17 protein-coding genes are annotated in these 21,349 nt (G+C 66.4%); 3 read left to right on the forward strand and 14 right to left on the reverse strand.

The window, feature by feature from the left end; all coding sequences use genetic code 11:
• The 12 genes from IX761_RS25640 to IX761_RS25695 all read right to left on the reverse strand — a co-directional run.
• The coding region (locus IX761_RS25640; RefSeq protein ID WP_194792282.1) for an aldehyde dehydrogenase family protein at positions 1–1,369 on the reverse strand (1,369 nt) is incomplete at its 3' end.
• Positions 1,362–2,552 carry a pyridoxal phosphate-dependent aminotransferase gene (locus IX761_RS25645; RefSeq protein ID WP_194792283.1) on the reverse strand — a complete coding sequence of 397 codons (1,191 nt, stop codon included), beginning with the start codon at positions 2,550–2,552 and terminating at the stop codon, positions 1,362–1,364. The genes IX761_RS25645 and IX761_RS25640, both read right to left, overlap by 8 nt.
• Before the next feature lie 28 nt (positions 2,553–2,580).
• Positions 2,581–4,188, reverse strand: a complete 1,608-nt coding sequence (locus IX761_RS25650; protein ID WP_194792284.1) for a 5-guanidino-2-oxopentanoate decarboxylase — start codon at positions 4,186–4,188, stop codon at positions 2,581–2,583.
• A 10-nt stretch (positions 4,189–4,198) separates the two neighbouring features.
• A complete protein-coding gene (locus IX761_RS25655; RefSeq protein ID WP_194792285.1) occupies positions 4,199–6,298 on the reverse strand; it encodes an acetate--CoA ligase family protein in 2,100 nt (699 codons plus the stop codon).
• Between the two features lie 13 nt (positions 6,299–6,311).
• Entirely contained in the window at positions 6,312–7,472 is a 1,161-nt protein-coding gene (locus IX761_RS25660; protein WP_110992870.1) for an acyl-CoA dehydrogenase family protein, read from the reverse strand.
• A gap of 37 nt (positions 7,473–7,509) precedes the next feature.
• Positions 7,510–8,301, reverse strand: a complete 792-nt coding sequence (locus tag IX761_RS25665) for an enoyl-CoA hydratase/isomerase family protein (RefSeq protein ID WP_194792286.1) — start codon at positions 8,299–8,301, stop codon at positions 7,510–7,512.
• A 536-nt stretch (positions 8,302–8,837) separates the two neighbouring features.
• Positions 8,838–10,244: an amino acid permease gene (locus IX761_RS25670; RefSeq protein WP_194792287.1), complete on the reverse strand. Its 1,407-nt coding sequence runs from the start codon at positions 10,242–10,244 to the stop codon at positions 8,838–8,840.
• Positions 10,245–10,369: 125 nt separating this feature from the next.
• Positions 10,370–12,622, reverse strand: a complete 2,253-nt coding sequence (locus IX761_RS25675) for an ATP-binding protein (protein WP_194792288.1) — start codon at positions 12,620–12,622, stop codon at positions 10,370–10,372.
• Complete coding sequence (locus IX761_RS25680) at positions 12,619–13,383, reverse strand: transporter substrate-binding domain-containing protein (RefSeq protein ID WP_194792289.1); 765 nt, start codon at positions 13,381–13,383, stop codon at positions 12,619–12,621. Before IX761_RS25680 ends, IX761_RS25675 begins: the two co-directional genes overlap by 4 nt.
• Positions 13,380–14,096 carry a response regulator gene (locus IX761_RS25685; RefSeq protein ID WP_194792290.1) on the reverse strand — a complete coding sequence of 239 codons (717 nt, stop codon included), beginning with the start codon at positions 14,094–14,096 and terminating at the stop codon, positions 13,380–13,382. Before IX761_RS25685 ends, IX761_RS25680 begins: the two co-directional genes overlap by 4 nt.
• A gap of 76 nt (positions 14,097–14,172) precedes the next feature.
• Complete coding sequence (locus tag IX761_RS25690) at positions 14,173–14,820, reverse strand: TetR family transcriptional regulator C-terminal domain-containing protein (RefSeq protein WP_194792291.1); 648 nt, start codon at positions 14,818–14,820, stop codon at positions 14,173–14,175.
• A 230-nt stretch (positions 14,821–15,050) separates the two neighbouring features.
• Positions 15,051–15,821, reverse strand: a complete 771-nt coding sequence (locus IX761_RS25695) for a class II aldolase/adducin family protein (protein WP_194792292.1) — start codon at positions 15,819–15,821, stop codon at positions 15,051–15,053.
• 211 nt (positions 15,822–16,032) lie between these two features.
• Between IX761_RS25695 and IX761_RS25700 the strand changes: the two genes are divergently transcribed.
• Genes IX761_RS25700 through IX761_RS25710 form a run of 3 tightly spaced genes read left to right on the forward strand, consistent with a single transcriptional unit; the run spans position 16,033 to position 19,407 of the window.
• Complete coding sequence (locus tag IX761_RS25700) at positions 16,033–17,979, forward strand: FAD-dependent oxidoreductase (protein WP_194792296.1); 1,947 nt, start codon at positions 16,033–16,035, stop codon at positions 17,977–17,979.
• Positions 17,980–18,024: 45 nt separating this feature from the next.
• The gene (locus IX761_RS25705; RefSeq protein ID WP_194792293.1) at positions 18,025–18,630 is read left to right on the forward strand and encodes a cupin domain-containing protein; all 606 of its coding nucleotides are present in this window, start codon (positions 18,025–18,027) and stop codon (positions 18,628–18,630) included.
• Positions 18,631–18,660: 30 nt separating this feature from the next.
• Complete coding sequence (locus tag IX761_RS25710) at positions 18,661–19,407, forward strand: enoyl-CoA hydratase (RefSeq protein ID WP_194792294.1); 747 nt, start codon at positions 18,661–18,663, stop codon at positions 19,405–19,407.
• 204 nt (positions 19,408–19,611) lie between these two features.
• Here IX761_RS25710 and IX761_RS25715 read toward each other — a convergent pair whose 3' ends face one another.
• Both IX761_RS25715 and IX761_RS25720 read right to left on the reverse strand, forming a co-directional pair.
• Positions 19,612–20,649 (reverse strand): ABC transporter substrate-binding protein, encoded by a 1,038-nt coding sequence (locus tag IX761_RS25715; protein ID WP_194792295.1) that lies wholly within the window; start codon positions 20,647–20,649, stop codon positions 19,612–19,614.
• 234 nt (positions 20,650–20,883) lie between these two features.
• Positions 20,884–21,349 (reverse strand): anti-sigma factor family protein (locus tag IX761_RS25720; RefSeq protein ID WP_416366819.1); only part of this gene is annotated, 466 nt, incomplete at its 5' end.

Here is a 21,349-nt window from a genome sequence, read left to right on the forward strand (position 1 = left end):
CCCCCCACTCGCGCCCATTCCCCGACTGCTTGTACCCGCCAAACGGCGCCTGGTAATTGAATGCCCCGCCATTGACGAAACACTGCCCGGCGCGCAACTGCCGCGCCAGTTGCATGGCCTTGTCCCGGCTCCCAGCCCACACCGCGCTGGACAGCCCGAACGGCGAATCATTGGCCAGGGCAACCCCTTCAGCCTCGTCGGCATAGGGAATCAGGCACAGCACCGGCCCGAAGATCTCCTCCTGGGCAATACGCATACGGTTATCGACATCGGCAAAGATCGTCGGCGGCACATAGAACCCACGCTCGAAACCTGGCGCCGTTTCACCACCACACAACAGCCGCGCGCCCTCCTCCTGCCCAATGCGGATGTACTCCTGCACCGTACGCCGCTGCCCCGCCGAACACATCGGCCCAAGGAAGCTGCGCGGATCCTGCGGGTCGCCCATCACCAGCCCGCGCGCCTCGTCCACCGCGATGTCCAGCGCCTCGGCATAGCGCGATGCCGGCAGCAGCATGCGGGTCAGCGCGGTGCAGGTCTGCCCCGAGTTGATCATCACGTCCTGCACGCCATAGCGCACCGCCGCGTCCAGGTCGGCATCCGCGGTGATCAGCAGCGGCGACTTGCCGCCCAGCTCCAGGCACACCCGCTTCACCGACGGTGCCGCGGCCTGGGATACGCGCACACCCGCGCTGGTAGAGCCGGTGAACGAAACCATGTCCACCTGCGGGTGCCGCGCCAAGGCCTCGCCGACTTTCGAACCCGGCCCGCTGACCAGGTTGAACACCCCGGCCGGCAAGCCGATGGCCTCGATCATCTCGGCCAGCAAAAACGCGTGCAGCGGGGTTTCCTGACTGGGCTTGACCACCACGGTGCAACCCGCCGCCAAGGCCGGTGCCAGCTTGCCGATCAACTGGTGCAGCGGGTAGTTCCACGGGTTGATGAACGCACACACGCCCACCGCCTCGCGGTACACCCGCGAATTGCCGACCTCGCGCACTTCGTCCATCAACCCGGCCAGCTCGATGTACTGCTCCAGCCCAACGATCGGCCCGTCTACCTGCACCGGCCGGCACCACTGCACTGGCATGCCTAGCTCGGCGGTGATCACAGCGGCCATCTCGTCGGCTCGGGCCTTGAGCTGCTCGGCCAGGGCACGAATGTAGCCGGCGCGCACGCTGGAGGGGGTTCGCGACCAGTCGGCAAACGCCCGGCGGGCCGCCTGTACGGCCCGCTCCACGTCCTCTTCATTGCCCAGCGGCACCTTGCCGGCGACCGCTTCGCTGGCCGGGTCGACCACCTCGGCCATGCCCTGCCCCACCGACGGCTGCCAACGGCCATCGATGAACAAACGGCTGTACTCACGCATTGCGCTGCACCTCCATCAGTTCGCCGGCACACAGGGCGATACGCCGGCAGGCTTCACGCAGCGGCTCGGTGCCGAGCACCAGGCCCAGGCGGATATGCCCGGTCGCGCTGGGGCCGAAGGCTTCACCGGCCAGCACCGAAACCCCATGCAGATCGAGCAGGCGGTTGGAGAAGTCCTGCGCACTGAGCCCGGTCTCGCGAATATCGACCATCACGAACATCCCGCCGTCGGGTTTGAGTGCACGCACGCCCGGGCAATCGGCCAGGCTCGTGCACACCAGGTCGCGGCGCTGGCGATAGGCCTCGCGCATGCCGTCCAGCTCCGGCAGTGGTTGCTCCAGCGCAGCGACCGCAGCGTCCTGGATGAAGTCCGGCGAGCCGTACAGCATGCACAGCGCCAGGTTTTCCAGGTGCCCGGCCAGGGCCGGCGAGCCTACCACCCAGCCCACCCGCCAGCCGGTCATGGCGTGGGACTTGGACAGGCTGTTAAGCGTTGCCGTGCGCTCGGCCATGCCCGGCAGGCTACCGGGGCTCACATGCTCGCCATCGAACAGCAACTCGCTGTACACCTCGTCGCTGATCAGCCACAAATCATGACCGATGCACAGTTCGGCCAACGCCTCCCAGGTGCTGCGCGGCAGGCTGGCGCCGGAGGGGTTGTGCGGGCTGTTCAGCGCCAGGGCGCGGGTACGCGGGGTGATTCGCGCAGCCACATCCTCGGGCTGCACACGGAAGCCATGCTCGGGCCGCACCGGCACCGGTATCACTTTGGCCCCACAGGCGCCGAACACTGCTTCGTAGGTCACATACATCGGCTCGGCGACGATGACTTCATCGCCCGGCTCCAGTACGCACTGGGCCACGCAGAACAGCGCACACTGCGCTCCGGCCAGCACCGTCACCTGGTCGGCCGTCACCGCCTGGCCGCTGCGCTGCTGGTGCCGCCGGGCGATGGCCTCGCGCAGGCTGCGCTTGCCGCGCACGTCGGCGTAGTGGGTATTGCCGGCCTGCAGGCTGGCCATGGCGGCCTGGACGATGGGCGCCGGGGTGTCGAAGTCCGGGTCGCCCACCGACAGCAGCAGCACGTCGCGGCCTTGTTCGAGCATGGCCAGGGCGCGGTAGTGGATCTCCCAGGCGGCGGCGCCGTCACCGGCGATCCGTTGGGTCAGGGAAGAAAAACGCATGGCAAGTATCCTGTTGTGCGGGATGGCCTCAGCGCGCGCAGGCGTGCTTGAGCTCGATCAGGGTCACGCCGTTACGGGCAAAGCCGCCGCGTAAATCCCGTTGCAGTTCATCGAGGCTTTGCGGCTGGGTGACCGTGCAACCGAACGCGCGGGCTAAACCTGCGAAGTCCGGGTTGCGCGGCAGCACGCCGATGGGCTCGATGTCCAGGTTGAGCATGTCGTCGCGGATCTGCCCCAGGGCGTCGTTGTTCCACAACAGCACCACCAGCGGGCGGTCCAGCTCTTCGACGGCGGTGGCCAGCTCCTGGGCGGTGTAGAGGAAGCCACCGTCGCCCACCAACACCAGGCCCGGGCGCTCGCCGCTGCCGAACATGCCGCCGATGCCGGCCGGCAGACCGTAGCCGAGGGTGCCGTAGCCGGTCGGGTGCAGCCAGCTGCGCGGCGCGCGGCTGTTGAACACGTAGTTGCCGGTGTAGGCCAGTTGGGTCATGTCGGTACTGATGAAGGCGTTGTCCGGCAACTCGGCGGCGATGCGGTCGAGGATGGACTGGTGCAGCGCCTGCAACGGGCCATGGCTGGCCAGCACGGCTCGGCGCAGTCTGGCCACCGACGCGTTCGCTTGCGTGGCATCGCGCAGGCTGTCCGGCAGCTGTTCGAGCAGCGCGGCCACGGTTTGCTGGGCATCACCATGCAGTGCCACCGCACAGGGGTAGAAGTCATTGAACTTGCGCGGGTCGATATCCACCCGCAGGAGCTCGCCGTTCAGTGGCAGGCGCTCGCGCCAGAAGTCGGTGTCGGCCATCTCGGTGCCAACCGCCAGCACCATGTCAGCCTCGCCGATCAGGTCCCAACCAGGCTCGACGCACAGGCTGGAGCCGGCGTTGAGCGGCGAGTCCAACGGTGCCAGCCCCTTGCCGGCGACACTGGTGAAAAACGGTGCGGCCAGCCGCTTGCTCAGCAGTTGCAGCTCCGCCGCAGCGCCCAGCGCACCACCACCGGCAATGATCATCGGGCGTTTGGCGGCCGCCAGTTTGCTGGCCGCCCGTTCCACGCTTTCAAGGTTCGCCGGGCCGCGACCGGGGCGGCGCACCACTTCGCTGCTCCAGTCCCGCGCCACTGGCGCTGCCAGCACATCCAGCGGCACCGAGATATGCACCGGGCGTGGCCGTTCGCTGTCGAACACGGCATAGGCGCGGGCGATCAGCTCCGGCAGGTCTTCGGCCTTCAAGGCCACCGCCGAGAACGCGGTGATCGGCGCGGTCATGGCGCGCTGGTCCTGGGTCTCGTGCAGGCAGCCCCAGCCTTTGCCCAGGCTCGCGGTGTGGTTGACGCTGGAAATCACCAGCATCGGGATCGAGTCGGCATAGGCCTGGCCGATGGCGGTGGCGGCGTTGGTCACCCCGGGGCCGGTGATGATGAAGCACACCCCGGGCTTGCCGCTGACCCGGGCATAGCCGTCGGCCATGAAGCCGGCGCCCTGCTCGTGGCGGGTGAGCACATGGCGGATGCCGCTGCCGGGCAGCCCACGGTACAGCTCCAGGGTGTGCACCCCGGGGATGCCGAACACGGTGTCGACGCCGTAGTTGGCCAGCAGGCGCACCAGGGCCTGGCCGCCGGTCAAAGTGTTGTTCGTCATGTTCATGTCCTTACACCTGGCCGAGGCGGATCAAGGCATCGACCGCTGTGGTGCCATTGGCACCGACCATCAAGGGGTTCACATCCAGCTCCAGCAGCTGGCTGGCGTTCTCGCAGGCGTAGTCGGCCACCGCGCGGATGGCCGCGACCAGCGCGTCCAGGTCGGCTGCGGGTTTACCGCGAAAGCCCTGCAGCAAGGCGGCGCTGCGCAGGCCGAGCACGGCGTTGCGGATGGCGCCGTCGGTGGTCGGCAGCAGCAGGCTCTTGCTGTCCTTGAGCAGCTCGACGAGGATGCCGCCGGCGCCGATCACCAGCGCCAGGCCGAAGTCCGGTTCGCGCTTGATACCCACGATCAGCTCGGCCAGAGGGGCGCTGGCCATGGGCTCGAGCAGCACCTGGTCGAAGGCGACACCGGGCGCGTAGGCGGCAATGCGCGTGCGCATCTGCTCCAGCGCCCGGCTCAGGGCCGCTTCGTCGCCCAGGTTCAGCGCTACCGCGCCGGCTTCGGTCTTGTGCGGCAACTGCGCACTGACGGCCTTGAGCACCAGCGGGAAGCCTACCTTGCGCGCATCGGCCAAGGCCTGCTGCGGGCTGCTCAACACGCCGTTCGGCACGGTCAGACCAAAGCCACGCAGGGCCTGCTTGGACGCCCACTCATCAAGCAGATGGCTGTCACTGCCAAGTGCCTGCGGGCACAGCGGCACCAGTGCCGATTCGCCCAGGGCCAGCAGCGCCTCGCGCTTTTGCGCATAACGGGCCACCCGGCCCCAGGCCGCCAGGCCATCCTCCACCCCTTGTAGCGCCGGCACACCGGCGGCGTGCAAGCGTTCACGGGCGCTGGCCGGCAGCAGTTCGGGGAAGGCCGAGGTGACGAAGCCGGTCTTGCCGTGGCGCACCAGCGCCTCGCAGAACAGCTCCAGCAACAGGTCGCACTCCTTGCGCTCACCGGTGAACTCGGCGGGGTAATCCAGCACCAGCATGGCCGCGTCGGCGTCGCTGCGCAGGGCGCTGTCCAGCATCCGTTGCTTGGCCGGGCCATCACCCCAGATGGCAGTGGTGAAGTCCAGCGGGTTGACCAGGTTGGCGTAGGCCGGCAGTACCTGGGCCAGTTCATCGACCTGGCTGCTGTCCAGGGCCGGCAGGCGCAGCTGGTTGCTTTCGCTGTAGTCGGCGATCAGGCCGGCATCGCCGCCCGAACAGGCCAGGGCGATCAGGCTGTCGCCCTTGGGCAGGTTGCCGCAGGCGGCGGCCTTGAGGGTTTCGACAAAGCTCACCGGGCCGCTGACACGGATTACCCCAAGGCGCTCGAACAGGCTGTCGTACAGCGCATCGGAGCCGGACAGCGAACTGGTATGACTCAACGCCAGCTCGGCACCGATCTGCGACACGCCGGTCTTCAGCGCAATGATCGGGATGCCCTTCTCCAGCGCCTTGTGCGCGGCGCGGGCAAAGCCCGGTACGTTCTTCAGCCCCTCCAGGTGCAGGCCGATGGCGGTGACGCGCGGCTCGTCGAGCAGCACGTCCATCAGTTCGGCGATGCCCAGCTGCGCCTGGTTGCCCACCGAGGCCATGTAGGCCACCGGCAGCGAACGGTCGCTCATGGACAGGTTGTAGGCGAAGTTGCCGCTCTGGGTCAGCACTGCTACGCCCTTGTCCACCGCCTTGCCGCCGTGGGCCACGGGCCACAGGGCGGCGCTGTGCAGGTAGTCGAGCAGGCCGTAGCAGTTGGGCCCGAGCAGGGCCATGTCACCGGCGGCGGCCAGCAGCTGCTGTTGCAGGGCCTGGCCTTCGGCGCCGCTTTCGGCGAAGCCCGAGGCATAGCAGATCGCCCCGCCCGCGCCTTTTGCGGCAAGTTCGGCGACGCAGGCCAGGGTCAGTTCGCGGTTGGTGGCGATGAATACCGCGTCCGGCGCGCTGGGCAGCTCGGCGACGCTGCGCACGCAGGGGACGCCGTCGATGCTGTCGTGCTGCGGGTTCACCAGCCACAGCTGGCCCTGGTAGCCGCCGTCGGCGCAGCGCTTGAGTGCGCGGGCCATGCTGCGCCCGCCGATGAAGGCCAGGTGCCGGGGCGCCAGCAGGCGTTTGAGGTTGTCACGAATGGCGTTGGACATGGCGAGGCTCCGGTCAGCGCAGCAACGGGCGCAGCAGTTCGCGGGAGATGATGTGGCGCTGGATCTCCGAGGTGCCTTCCCAGATCCGCTCGATCCGTGCGTTGCGCCAGATACGCTCCACCGGCCCTTCGTCCATCAGGCCCATGCCGCCGTAGATCTGCACGGCCTCGTCGGCCACCTTGCCGAGCACTTCGCTGGCGAACAGCTTGGCCATGCCGGCCTCGCCGTCGGTCATGCTGCCCTGGTCCATCTTCCAGGCGGTGTGCAGGGTCAAAAGCTCCGCGGCGCGGATCTGCGTGGCCATGTCGGCCAGCTTGAACGACACCCCTTGATAACTGCCGATCGCCTGGCCGAACTGCTTGCGGTCGGCGGCCCACTGCAGCGATGCATCCAGCGCGCGCTGGGCCTGGCCGACGCAGTTGGCGGCGACCATCACTCGGCCTGCGGTCAGCCAGGCGTTGGCCACTTCCCAGCCCTTGCCGACTTCGCCGAGCACCTTGCTCGCCGGCACCCGGCAGTCGTCGAAGAACATCTCGTAGGTGTGGTAACCACGGTTGCTCACGCATTTCGGCCCACGGCGGATGGTCATGCCTGGGGTGTCGCGGTCGACCAGGAAGGCGGTGACCGCGTTGCGCTTGCGACCGTTGTGCTCATAGGTGTCGGTGACGGCGAAGACGATGGCGAAGTCGGCGTGCCCGGCATGGCTGATGAAGTGCTTGCTGCCGTTGAGCACGAAGTCGTCGCCCTCGCGCAGGGCGCGGGTCTTGATGGCGTTGGCATCGGAGCCGGCACCGGGTTCGGTCAGGGCGAAGCAGTCGATCTTCTCGCCCTGGATGCACGGCAGCAGGTAGTCGTCGATCTGCTGGCCGGTGCAGGCCATGAGGATTTTCGACGGCCGCGCGACGAACACGTGCAGCGCCCAGGAGACCTTCGACAGCTCGCGCTCGATCAACGCCTGGGACAGGTAGTCGAGGCCGCCGCCGCCTACTTCCTCGGGCATGTTGAAGGCGTAGAAGCCAGCAGCGATGGCCTTGCCACGGATCTGCGCGGCGAGTTCGGGGGAGACTTCGTCAGCGCGGTCCACGGCTTCTTCATGGGGCAGCAGCTCTTTGGCGACGAAGCTGCGGACGGCATCCACCAACATTTCTTGTTCTTGGGTCAGTTGGAAATTCATGGCCTGTTCCTGGGTAACCGGGGGAAAGAGGGAGTGCTTACTTGCCGGTGAAGCGTGGCGCGCGTTTTTCAGTGGCGGCGCGCAAGGCCTCGGCGCCGTCTGCGCTGCGCCCGCAGAGCAGGCCAGCGGCGAGTTCCGCGCTGAGCTGTTCGCCGAGGGTGCGCTGGGCGCCGTCGCGGATCAGGCGTTTGGTCTGGGCGTGGGCGAAGGTCGGGCCCTGGGCCAGGCGCGCGGCCAGTTCGGCAGTGGCCGTGGCCAGTTGCTCGTCGGCGACCACTTCACCGACCAGGCCGGCGGCCAGGGCACGCTCGGCGCCCCACAGTTCGTCGAGGAACAGCAGGCGCTTGGCCTGTTCGCTGCCAATCAGCCGTGGCAGGTGCCAGCTGGCGCCGGCGTCCGGCGAGTAAGCCATGCTGGTGTAGCCAGCCTTGAAGCGGGCGGATTGCGCGGCCAGGCGCAGGTCGCAGCACAGCGTCAGGTCCATGCCAGCGCCCACGGCGGTACCGTTGATGGCGGCGATGGTGGGTTTGTCGAGGGTGTGCAGGCACTGCATCAGGGCGTGGGCGGTTTCGGTCCAGCCGTAGGTTTCCAGGGCGCCACGGGCTTCGGCGTCGGCCCATTCGGCCAGGTCGGCGCCGGCGCAGAAGCTGCGGCCAGTGCCGGTCAGTACCACCACGCGCACGGCTCGGTCGCTGTTGCAGGTGTCCAGGGTGGCGTGCAGGTGCTTGAGGGTCGGGATGTCCAGCGCGTTGCGCTGTTCGGGGCGGTTCAGGGTGATCCAGGCGACGCCGGCTTCAACCTGGATGAGTAGGGACGACGGAGCAGTCATGACGGGCCTCGGATTGTTGTGATTGTGCTGAGGGTGGGTGACTTGAGGGGCATGCTAAACGAGTGTTCAACAAGGAGGCAATTGGGGGATTGGGCGGTGTTACAACTTCGAACAAGTGGTGGAAAATCTGGGTAAACAGCGGGATCGCGTTTGGGCTACCAGGCGCATGGCGACAGGTTTGCAGCGCTCTCAAGATCGAGCGCCGCCCGCGCGGCGCATCGCTGGCAAGTCGCAGCGGCGAACCGCAGCTCCCACATCTGTTTCGGGCCAGTTATGCCTGTGAGGTCTTCACTGTCCGCCTTGGTGCATGCCTTGAGTCATATGGGGCGGCGGTAGCGTCCACGCAGAAACCGAGTCGTACAAACAAGGCGGACAGTGGAGATGGACCAGAAATAACTGGCCCGAAACAGATGTGGGAGCTGGCTTGCCAGCGATGCGCCGCGCGGGCGGCGCTCGATCTCAAAAGCGCAGCAAAAACATCGGCGGACACCTGGTGGCCCTCACTCAATCCCCTGCCAGGCACCCGCCAAACCTCCTCAAGCCACCGGCACCTCCACCGCCACCCCCTGCCGCCTGCGCTGCACCACGAAATACGCCGCATAACACAGCGCAATAAACCCAAAGCCCCAATACAGCGAAGGCCGCTGGGTCTCATCCATCGCCAAGAACACGAACAGCGAACTGCACAGTGTGATGCACAGCAGCGGCACCAGCGGGTACAGCGGCGCACGGTACTTGAGGTCGCTCAGCTGCCCGCCCTCCCGCAGGAACTGCTGCCTGAAGCGGTACTGCGCCAACGCAATCACGATCCAGGTCACCGTCCCCGCCATTCCGCTCACCGCCATCAGCACCATGAACAGGGTGTCCGCGGCGACGAAGCTGGTCATCAGCGACACCAAGGCGAAGCACAGGGTGATGAACAGCGCCCGCAGCGGTACGCCACGGCTGCTCAGCGGCGACAGGCTTTTCGGTGCCATGCCGGTCTTGGACATCGCCCAGAGGATGCGGGTGGAGGCATACAGCCCCGAGTTGCCCACCGACAGGATCGCGGTGAGAATCACGAAGTTCATCAGGTCCGCCGCATAGGGGATGCCGACCATGTCGAACACCTGCACGAACGGGCTTTCCATCAGCCCCGCCTGCTGCCACGGCACGATCGCCGACAGCACCACGATGGCCAGCACGTAGAAGATCAGCACACGGAACACCACGTTGCGCACCGCCCGCGGGATGCTTTTTTCCGGCTGGTCAGTCTCGCCCGCCGCCACGCCCATGATCTCGCAACCCTGGAACGCGTAGACCACGGTCATCATCACCGCGAACACCGCCGACAGGCCATTGGGGAACAGCGAATCGCCGATCAGGTTGCTCATCATCGGTGCCGGCGCCCCGCTGGTCAGCGGAATGGCACCAAAGATCACCAGCACCCCGACGATGATGAAGCCGAGGATCGCCGCCACCTTGATGCCCGAGAACCAGTACTCCGCCTCACCGAAGGCGCGGGTCGCCAGGGCATTGATACCGAACAGCACCGCGACGAACAGCGCCGACCAGTACCAGATCGGCACCTCGGGGAACCAGCGCACCATCAGCATGCCGGCGGCGGTGAATTCCAGGCCCACGGTAGTGGCCCAGCTCATCCAGTACACCCAGCCGATCATGAAGCCCGTGGCGGGCCCGATGAATTTCGTCGCATGGGCCTGGAACGAGCCGGACACCGGCATCTGCACCGACAGCTCACCCAGGCACACCATCACCAGGTACATCAGGAAACCGGCCACCAGGTAGGCCAGCACCGCGCCCAGCGGCCCGCCCTGGTTGATGGTCACACCCGAGCCCATGAACAGCCCGGTGCCGATCACGCCACCGAGCGAGAGCATGAAGATGTGCCGGCTCTTCAATGCCCGTGTGAGTTGGATACCTTCAGCTTTACGGCCTTTCATTATTGTTATCTCCAATAAGCCTTTAGGGCCGCGTGTGCAGCGGCTGCCCCGATTATTGGAAGGCGATGTAAGGCCCGGTTGATCGTGAAGATCGAAGATGTAAAAAGTCGTAAGTTTTTTGTCGCTCAGGCTGCCAGCAGTTCGGCCAGGCTGTTTTCGGCGCGCAGCAATTGCTCGCGCAGCGTCGTGGCAGTGGCCTGCACCACCGCTTTGTCACGTGCCAGGGCGCGCTCTTCAAGGCTGCGCAAGGTGGCGGCCAGCCCGCACAACCCCATGGAATCGCTGCTGCCGGCCAGGCGATGGGCCAGGTGAGCCACCTCGGTGCAGTCACCCGCCTCGACCGCCTCGAGCAACGCCTGGCGGTGCTGGTGCAACGCGTCACGCAAGCTGGCCAGCAGCCCTTGCAGCTTCTGCTCGCCAAGCAAGGTGCGGTGGGTCTGCAACAGGTCATGATCCAGCCACAGGGCAACTGCCGGCGGTCGCTGCGGGTGCTGCCCGCCAAGGGCCTGGCGAAGGGTGGCAAGTTTCAGCGGCTTGCCCAGCACGCCCTGCATCCCCGCATCCAGATAGCCACGCACCACCCCGGGCTGAACGCTGGCGGTCAGTGCCAGGATGCGCGTGTCACGGTTGGGCGAATCGCCGGCGCGCAGCTGCCGACACAGCGTCACGCCACTGATCCCCGGCAGGTGCACATCCAGCAGCAGCAGGTCGAAACGCCGCTGGGCGCACAGTTCAAGCCCCTGCTCGGCATCCTCGGCCAGCCACACCCGGTGGCCATCGCGCGCCAGCAGCCCGCTTGCCACCTCTCGATTCAAGGCCACGTCTTCCACGACCAGAATGTCCAGGGGCGCCGTGCTGGTAGCGTCAGCCTGATTGACCGGTGCTGCCTGCGGTGCCTCAAGGTCGAGCTCGAACCAGAAGCAGCTGCCCTCCCCCTCGCGGCTGCGCACGCCGATCTGCCCACCCATCTGCTCGACCAGGTGCTTGCTGATCGCCAACCCCAGGCCCGTGCCACCATAGCGCCGCGCGACCGCCTCGCTGGCCTGGACGAAACGCTCGAATATCTTTGGCTGCATCGCCTCGCTGATGCCGATGCCGTCGTCGGTCACGCTCAAGCGCACGCTCTGCCGGCCAGCGTCGTCCTGCAAGACCTGCACCTGCACCAGGATTTCACCGCCCTCGGTGAACTTGATCGCGTTGGCCAGCAAGTTGCTCAGCACCTGGCGCAGGTATTGCTCGGCGCCGCGTTGGTGGGCTGCCAGCCGCGGGTCTATGCGGCACAGCACCACGCTGTCGTTGGCCAGCGCCCGGGGCTCAAGCAGGGTCAACACTTCATCGCACAGCTGACGCAGGCAGAAGTCGACGCTTTCCGGATGGCTTTCGCCTTCTTCGAGGCGCGCGAAATAGAGCACCTCATTGAGGATGCCGAGCAACCCTTCGCCGGCCTTGTACAGGGCCTCCAGGCGCTTGCGATCCTCTGCCGCCAGCCCTGCCCCACGCAGCAGTTCCGCCATGCCGAGAATGCCGTTGAGCGGTGTACGCAGCTCGTGACTCATGGTGGCCAGGAAGCGCGATTTGGCCAGGTTGGCCGCCTCGGCGTCGTCCTTGGCGCGCAGCAGGCTGGCGGTGCGCCGCTCGACCTGCTTCTGCAATTCGTCGCGCTTGTCCTGCAAAGCCAGGCGATCGCTTTCGCGGCGCTCGATATCGCTGAGCATCGCCCGGCGCATGTCATCCAACGCCAGCGCCACGCTGTCGATCTCGTCTGCATGGGCAGCGCGGCGTTTGTTCAGGCGCAGCGGCTCGTGCCACTGCCCGGCACCGATACGCCGGGCGAACTCCGCCATGACTTGCAGGTGGCGGGTCACCAGCCGGTAGAACAGCCCGGATAACGCCAGCGCCAGCCCGCAGAGAAACACACCCATCCACAGCAGGCTGGTCAGGCCGGTGGCGAACAGGCGCCGATGCACCGCGCCCAGGTCGATGCTCACCTCAAGCTCGCCCAGGTGCCGGGAAGGCCCGGAAGGCGGCTGGAAATCCAGTGCAAAGCGCTCCACCCGCAGCGGCCCCTGCGGTGCCGGGTCACCTTGCTGCAAGGTGAAGTCGTCGCTGTTGAGCCTGACCCGCGCCACATCGGAAAAATCCACCAGCCCGCGCAACTGCACGTTCAGCTGCTCCTGGTTCAGGTCCCACAGGCTGCGCTCCAGGCTGGCCAGGTAGCCGGCACGGATCAGCTCCATCCGCCCATCGATGTCGCGCATCTCGCGGCGGTACTCGAAATACAGTTGCACGCTGCTGGCCAGCACCGTGAAGCACAGGCTGAACAGCAGGATGAACAGCAGCAGCCGACGCAGCAGGCCACCCGGTTGCAGGCGCATCATGGCTGCCTGACCATGTCGCGATAGGTGACCTCGCTTTCGTGCAGCCAGCGCGCAAGCTCGCCGCTGTCGGTCATTTTCTGCAATTGCTCGTCGATTTCTTGCATGCGCTCACTCAATGGCGAATGGCGCGACACCGCCACGCGCAGGTAGTCGACGCTCAGCGCAGGCCCCAGCGCGACAATGTCCCGGGCACCTTGCAGGTGCTCGACGAACAGTTGCCCGGTGCGCCGCTCCTGGATCACGAAATCGATGCGCCCGCGTATCAGCTTGCCGAAGTTCTGCCCACTGTCCGACACCCATTCGATGTTCTGGTGCCTGGCCACGAAACGGTCGAATTCGGCGCCGTAGCTTTCGCCGAACAGCAGCCCGCCACGGTACTGGGCCAGGTCCTCGAGCTTGTCGAACTGCAGCGGCCGCTGGCGGTTGGCGAACACCGCGACTTCCTCGCGCAGCACCGGCACCTGGGAAAAGCGCATGGTCTGGTCACGCTGTTCAGAGGCATAGGCCAACACTACATCCACACGCCCTTCGGCGGCGTCGATCAAGCAGCGCTGCCAATTGCCCAGCACCACCATCTCGACGTGGTAGCCCAATCGCCCGAACAACTCGCGCACCACCGTCGGCGCCAGGCCGCGCGGCTGTTTGCCATCGCTCCAGGACACCGGGGGATACACGGGGTAATCGCAATAACGGATAGTTTCGACGGCCTGCAAGATGCCGCTGAACAGCAGCACCAGCAGGCCGAGCAGGCCCCGGGTCACGCCGCCACGCTGGCGGTGAACAGGTAGCCGGCACCATGGATGGTGATGATCAGTTCGGGCTCGGCCGGGTCATCGTGCAGCTTGCGCCGCAGACGGCCAACCAGCACGTCGATGGAACGGTCGTTGGGCACCCATTCGCGGTTGCGAATCTGGTCCATCAGCTGGTCGCGGGTCAGGGTGTGGCCGCTGTTGCGCAGGAACACGCTGAGCAACTGGAACTCGCCATGGGTCAGGAGGGTTTCGCCGCCCTGGGCATCGATCAGGCGGCGGCGGTCGCAGTCCAGGGCCCACTCGCCGAACTGCTTGAGTGCGGCGCTGGCGGCTGTGGCGGGCTTGGCGCCCTGGGCGTGGCGTACACGGCGGATCAGGTTCTTGGCCCGCGACACCAGTTCGCGGGGGTTGAGCGGTTTGCTCACGTAGTCGTCGGCGCCGCATTCCAGGCCGACGATGCGGTCGATGTCGTCGTTGCGGCCGGTGATCAGGATGATCCCCACTTCCGAGCGCACCCGCAGTTCGCGGGTCAGGGTCAGGCCGTCCTTGCCCGGCAGGCGGATATCCAGCATCACCAATTCCACCGGCTGCTCGGCCAGCAACGCTTCGGCCTGTTCCGCGGTGGCGGCGCAGTGGACGGTATAGCCTTCCTGGGACAGGTAGGCCTGGAGCAAGTCACGAATCAGCGGATCGTCGTCGACGATCAGTACCCGAGAGGTCATTGCGTTTGGTCCTGAGTCGCCCGTGGGCGCGTTTCTTATTAGAGTGGGCCAAGACTAACGATTGCTGAACGGTCGATCAACAGCCCCCGGCCGGCAGGGTGAAGCGTTGCCGACCGCCGGCCTGCAGGCCGTCGACCCAGGCTTCGCAGATCTGCACGCCCTGGGCCGGGGTGAAGGTGCCGGGGTTCAGGCCCGACTCCAGCCACAGGCCGTCGAGCAGGGCGCTGAGGCTGATGGCGGCGAGGTCGGCGTCGAAGCCTTCCCAGCCCTCCTCCCGCGCCAGTTCACTGAGCAGGGTGCGCAGTTCGCGGCGGTACTCGCCGTAGGAGTGATCGTGTACCTGATTGATCGCCTCGGCGGTTTTCACCGCGCCCCAGAACGCCAGCCAGGCATCGAGCAGTTGCGGGTCGAGCAACTCGGCGCTGAACGAGCCCTGAAAGAACGCCGACAGCCGCTCGCGGGCATTGGGCGCCACCTGGTCCATGGCCTCGCGCAGCAGCTGCATCACCCGGCCGGTGACGGCCATGTAGGCCTCGGCGACCAGTTCGTCCTTGCCGGAGTAATGGTGGCTGATCAGGCCGACCGAAACGCCGGCCTCGGCGCAGATCTTGCGGATCGAGGCGCCCTGGAAGCCATGGCGCTTGAGGCAGGCCAGGGTGGCCTCGACCAGATTGGCCTTGCGCAGTTCGGGCAGCATGCGGCTGAAGCGGGCTTCCTGGGACATGGGCGGGTCTCGTGGCGGGATATGCAGTTGAACGACTGTATAGCAAGTCAGACGACTGGCGAAACCCCGTGTACAAAAGCCAGTGGGAGCCAATGTTTTGTACTGCCTGTGCGGGCCTCATCGCTGGCAAGCCAGCTCCCACCTCGACCGAGTTGCCTTCAAGTCATGCGCCCCCTGTGGGAGCTGGCTTGCCAGCGATGAGGCCCGCACAAGCAATGCAAGACCGTTGTTCAATCGCGATAGCCTGGCGCCACCTTGTCCAGCAAGCGCAACAACGCCGCCCAGGCCAACTGCATCGCATCCGGATCGGCCAACTGCCCTTCCTCCAACGGCCGCCCGGGGTCGTTGAACTGCCGCTCGGTATGCGCGCACACCGCGTGGGGCGGCAGCAGCAGTTCACCGCCGGCCTGGGCCGCCAGCTGGATCTCGCAGGCTTTCTCCAGGTAGTACATGCGCATGAACGCCTCGCTCACGCTGCGGCCCACGGTCAGCAAGCCATGATTGCGCAGGATCATCACCGGCTGGGTGCCCAGGTCCGCCACCAGCCGCTGCTGTTCGCTCAGGTTCAGCGCCACGCCTTCGTAATCGTGGTAGGCCACCTTGCCGTAGAACTCCATGGAGATCTGGTTCACCGGCAACAACCCGCACGCTTGCGCCGCCACTGCGCAACCGGCGCGGGTATGGGTGTGCAGCACGCACTGCGCGTCTTCCCGGGCGCCATGGATGGCGCTGTGGATCACGAAGCCTGCCGGGTTCACCGGGTAAGGCGACGGTTCTACCGCACGGCCCTGCAGGTCGATTTTCACCAGGTTTGACGCGGTGATTTCATCGAACATCAAGCCGTAGGGGTTGATCAGGAAGTGATGCTCCGGCCCCGGCAGGCGCACCGAGATATAGGTGAAGATCAGGTCGGTCATGCGAAAGTGCGCGATCAATCGGTAGCAGGCTGCCAGCTGTTCACGCAGTTGTTGTTCGGTATACATCGTCACGAAAGCGCTCATCGGCGGGCCTTCTTTGTTGTTTTCATAGATTCCCCCTGCGGCGGGATGCTGTCGAAGCTAGACAACGACCAGTAAAAAAACAAGTTGATTTTTTACTATCAGTACACTTTCATGAAAAAAAGCACATTCCGTAGGTGCCAGCCTTGCCACGCGGCTGGCGCTTGCGGACAGGGTCGAAAACAACAACAAGCCGGAGCCTGCCCGCATGTCGATCGCCTTCCCGCACCTGTTCGAACCCTTGCAGATCCGTGGCAAGCGCCTGAAAAACCGCATCATGTCCAGCGGCCACGACACCTCCATGCCCACCGACAACCTGGTCAACGAACGGCTGGTCGCCTACCACCAGGCCCGTGCCGAGGGCGGTGTCGGCCTGATCGTGCTGCAGGTAGCCGGGGTACACGACAGCGCCCGCTACACCTCCCACGTGCTGATGGCCACCGACGACGCCTGCATCGACGGTTACCGCCGCCTGGCCGAGGTCTGCCATGCCCAGGGCACCGTGGTGCTGTCGCAGGTGTTCCACCCCGGCCGCGAGATCATGGAGTCCGCCGACGGGCTGCTGGCGGTGGCCTACTCGGCTTCGGCCGTGCCCAACGAGCGCTTCCGGGTGATGCCCCGCGAACTCGACCAGGCGATGATCGACGACATCGTCGCCGGCTACGCGGCCGCCGCACGGCGCTTGCACCAGGCCGGCATCGACGGGGTCGAGGTGGTCGCCAGCCACGGCTACCTGCCCGCGCAGTTCATCAACCCCCGAGTCAACCGCCGCACCGACGGCTACAACGGCGACCTCGAACAGCGCCTGCGCTTTTTGCGGGAGATCCTTGCAGCCGTGCGCGCCGCCACCGATGAACAGTTCATCGTCGGCCTGCGCATCAGCGCCGACGAGCGCGATGCCGAAGGCCTCACCGAGGACGAATCGCTGGCCGCCGTGCAAGCCTTGCAAGCGAGCCTGGACTACGTGCACATCGTCGCCGGCACCTCGGCCTCGCTCGGGGGCGCGATCCACATCGTCCCGCCGATGGCCATCGAAGCGGCGTACCTGGCCCGCGAAGCCGGCACCTTCAAGGCGAGCCTGCAGATCCCGCTGTTCGTCACCGGCCGCATCAACCAGCCCCAGGAAGCCGAACTGATCCTTGCCCGCGGCCAGGCCGACGTGTGCGGCATGACCCGCGCGCTGATCTGCGACCCGCAGATGCCGAACAAGACCGCCAGCGGCCGCGCCGAAGACGTGCGGGCCTGCATCGCCTGCAACCAGGCCTGCATCGGCCACTTCCACCGCGGCCTGCCGATCTCCTGCATCCAGCACCCGGAAACCGGCCGCGAGCAACAGTACGCAAACCTACCCCCGGCCACCGTGCGCAAGCGTGTCATGGTGGTCGGCGGCGGACCGGCCGGGATGAAGGCCGCCGCCGTGGCGGCGGCACGTGGGCACCAGGTGACGCTGTACGAAGCCAGTGCGCAACTGGGCGGCCAGGTGCTGCTGGCGCAGCTGCTGCCACGGCGCAGCGAGTTCGGCGGCGCCAGCACCAACCTGCAACGGGAGATGCAACTGGCCGGCGTCGAAGTGGTGCGCAACACCCGTGTCGACCGCGCCCTGGTGGAACGCGAACGCCCCGACGCGGTGATCGTCGCCACCGGCGCGCAACCCTACTGGCCGGCCTTCGAGCGCGGCGGCGAGCTGCAGGTGGTCGATGCCTGGCAGGTGCTGCGCGACGAGGTGACGCTCGGCCGTTCGGTACTGGTGGTGGACTGGCGTTGCGACTGGATCGGCCCTGGTATCGCCGAGCGCCTGGTGCGCGCCGGGCACCAGGTGCAGCTGGCGGTCAACGGCACCCATTGCGGCGAGAGCCTGCCGTTGTATGTGCGCGACCAGCTGGCCGGCGAGCTGCACAAGCTGGGCATCCCCATCACCCCCTATGCCCGCCTCTATGGCTGCGACGACAACACCGTCTACCTGCAACACACCGCCAGCGGCGAGGCGATGCTGTTCGAGGGCATCGACACCCTGGTGCTGTGCCAGGGCCACCAGCCGGTCGATACCCTGGCCGAGCAGATCCAGGACCTCGCCCAGGTGCTGCGCATCGGCGACTGCCTGGCCCCGCGCACCGCCGAAGAGGCGATCCATGACGGGTTGAAGGTCGCCGCCGCCCTGTGAGCCTGTTTATACTCCCGGACTTTGCCGGGCCGACGGGAAGCCGCCATGAATCGCCATATCGCCAAAGCGCCGCCACCTGCCGAGGACGGCAGCCCCGCGCCGCAGTTCCTCGGCACCCGCATCCGCGGCCTGCGCAAGCGCCGCGGCATGACCCTGGCCGAGCTCGCCGAACAGAGCGGGCTGACCGCCGGCTACATCAGCCAGCTGGAACGCAACCTGTCGTACCCGTCGATCCCGGCGCTGTTCAATATCGCCCGCACGTTGGGGGTGACCATCCAGTGGTTCTTCGCCAGCGAAGCGGCCACCGCCCCGGAAGACGAAGGCTATGTGGTGCGCAGGAACAGCCGGCTGAGCGTGCATTACGAAGATGGCATCGTCGACCAGCTGCTTACCCCACAGCCCAACCGCGAGCTGGAAATGCTGCACTCGCGCTTCCCCCCGGGCACCTACAGCGAACAGAGCTACAGCCATGACGGCGAGGAAGCCGGCTACCTGTTGTGCGGGACCTTCGAGCTGTGGGTCGGCGAGCGTCATTTCCAACTGAGCGAAGGCGACAGCTTCAGTTTTTCCAGCCAGGAACCGCACCGCTACGGCAACCCTGGTGATGTCGATGCCGTGGTGATCTGGGTGATCACCCCGCCGACCTTCTGAGCCCACGACAATAACAACAGAGGCACACCCATGACCGACCAGATCCTGCGCGAACTCGACGAAGGCCTGCTGACCCTGCGCCTGAACCGCCCGGACAAGCTCAATGCACTGAGCAACGCCATGTACAGCCGGCTGGCCGAGCTGTTCGAAGCGGCCAACGAAGACCCGCAGGTCGACGTGATCGTGCTGACCGGCAGCGCTACGTGCTTCACCGCTGGCAACGACCTGGAGGACTTTCTCGACGAACCGCCCACCAGCCTCGACGCCCCGGTGTTCCGCCTGATGCGCGCGGTGCTGGCGCTGGACAAGCCACTGATCGCCGCCGTCGCGGGCCCTGCAATCGGTATCGGCACCACCGTGCTGTTGCACTGCGACCAGGTGCTGGTCACCCGCGATAGCAAGTTGCGTACGCCGTTCGTGCCGTTGGGCGTGTGCCCGGAATTCGGTGCCAGCTTGTTGTTGCCACGCCTGTTGGGGCATGCACGGGCCGCGCAGCTGTTGCTGTGCAGCCAGTTGCTCACGGGTGAACAAGCCGTGCAGTGGGGGCTGGCCACCGAGTCGTTCGAGGACGGCGCGCAGTGTCAGGCCGCCGCCGTGAAGCAGGCCCGGCGCCTGCAACAGCTGCCGCGCGACGCGCTGCGCATCAGCAAGCGCCTGCTCAAGGATGCGCACCGCCAGGAGCTGGCCACGACCGTTGAACGTGAAAGCCTGGCTTTCATCGAGCGGTTGCAAACGCCCGAGGCAAAAGCAGCGTTGCAGGCGATGGTCAAGCGTTGAGTACCCGCATAACGGCCCTGTAGGAGCGGCCTTGTGTCGCGAAAGGGCCGCGAAGCGGCCCTGTAGGAGCGGCCTTGTGTCGCGAAAGGGCCGCGAAGCGGCCCCAGCAGTCTAGAGGCGTACTTGAAATCCCGGGGCCGCGAAGCGGCCCTTTCTGACCGGTCCGGCGCCCCGGCAAGGCCGCTCCTACAAGCCTATGTGGTATCAGCGCGCCGCCCAGGCATTGAAGCGCTCTTCCAGCTCTTCACCATGGTCGACCCAGAACTCCGCATTCACCAGCTGGGCATCGGCCAGGTTGGCGGGCGCCGTGGGCAGTTGCTGCTGGATCTCGACCGGCAGCCCGTTCAACGCCGCGGTGCGCACCGGGCCATAGGGAATGTGGCTGGAGAAGGTCTGCTGCGGCCCGGTCTGGCTGGCGAAGGTGATGAACTGCTGAGCCAGCGCCTTGCTCTTGGAGCCGCGCACGATGGCCCAGTGATCCGGGTCGTACAGGCTGCCCTGCCAGACGATGCCAAGCTTCGAGCCGTCCTTCTGCGCCGAGGCGATACGCCCGTTGTAGGCGGCGGACATCACCACGTCCCCGGCCACCAGCCACTGCGGTGGTTGCGCGCCGGCCTCCCACCACTGGATGTTCGGCTTGATCTGGTCGAGCTTGCGGAACGCGCGATTGACCCCTTCGGCCGTCCCCAGCACCTTGTACAGGTCCTCGCGGGCGACGCCATCGGCCAGCAGCGCCACTTCCAGGGTGTACTTGGCACCTTTGCGCAGCCCACGCTTGCCCGGGAAGCGCTGGGTGTCCCAGAAATCCGCCCAGGACGTCGGCCCGGCGGCGAGCTTCTGGGTGTTGTAGGCCAGCACCATGGACCAGACGTAACTGGCCACGCCACACTCGCTCACGGTACCGGGCAGGAAGTTGGCCTGGTCGCCCAGCAGCGCCGGGTCGATCCGCTCGAACAAGCCCGCCTCGCAGCCACGGATCAGCTCAGGGCTCTCGACTTCCACCACATCCCACGACACATGGCCGACATCGACCATGGCCTTGATCTTCGACAGTTCGCCGTTGTATTCGCCCGCCACCACCTTGCCCGCCCCGCTCTGCTCGAAGGGCTGGAAATAGGCGGCCTGCTGCGCCGCCTTGGTGGCGCCACCGAAGGAAATGACAGTAAGGCTGGGGTTGGCAAAGGCTGGAAGGCTGGCAGCGGCAAGCACTGCAAGGCCGAGCGACGCGGTAATCGTACGCATGAGAACTCCCTCACGATTTATGGTTGTGTGTATCGAGGCAGTTGGGCCAGCGGGCCCTGGTAGGCATCGCCCGGTAGCGTCCGGGCGTGATTTCTTGTTGTTGGCGAGCGCATCGACCGCGTTGGCGATCAGCAGTCACGGCCGATGGTGCGCCACTCTCGCGGGGAGGAAAATTATTAAAAATGTTCTCGAGCTATATGAAAAAGCTGTTCAACGGCGTTCGCCCCGTTGCCATCAGAGGCTCACCCCCAGCGCCCGACGCAGCTCATCCCCCCGTTGCTCATCCGCCGCGCTGACCAAGGCGAAGTTGTAATCCCCATGGGACCAGTACCGTGCCTCCAGCCCGCCATCGGTCCGCTGCCCGCTGGGCATGCGCGCAAAATGCTCCCCGGGCGAACGCAGGAACAGGCTGATCCGCTGGCCCTTGCCATCCTCGAACACCAGCAACGCCGCAGGTCCCGCCTCGTTGCTCAACAACCGCGCGCCGACCGGCTGGAAGCCATAACCGCTCAGGTCCGGCAATGCCCCTACCCGGTTGAAATGCCGCCCCAACCAGGCCTGCAACTGCCCCGGCTCCTGCGCCCGAATGTCCAATGTTCCGGCATCGGCGAACATCCGGTGCGCCTGCACCGCATCCGCCATGGGCAATACGCTCGCCATGCTCACCTCCCGCGCCTGCCAGCCACCCAGCCCCCCCAGC

It is taken from the genome of Pseudomonas sp. UFMG81 (assembly GCF_015354575.1).
Lineage (GTDB): Bacteria > Pseudomonadota > Gammaproteobacteria > Pseudomonadales > Pseudomonadaceae > Aquipseudomonas.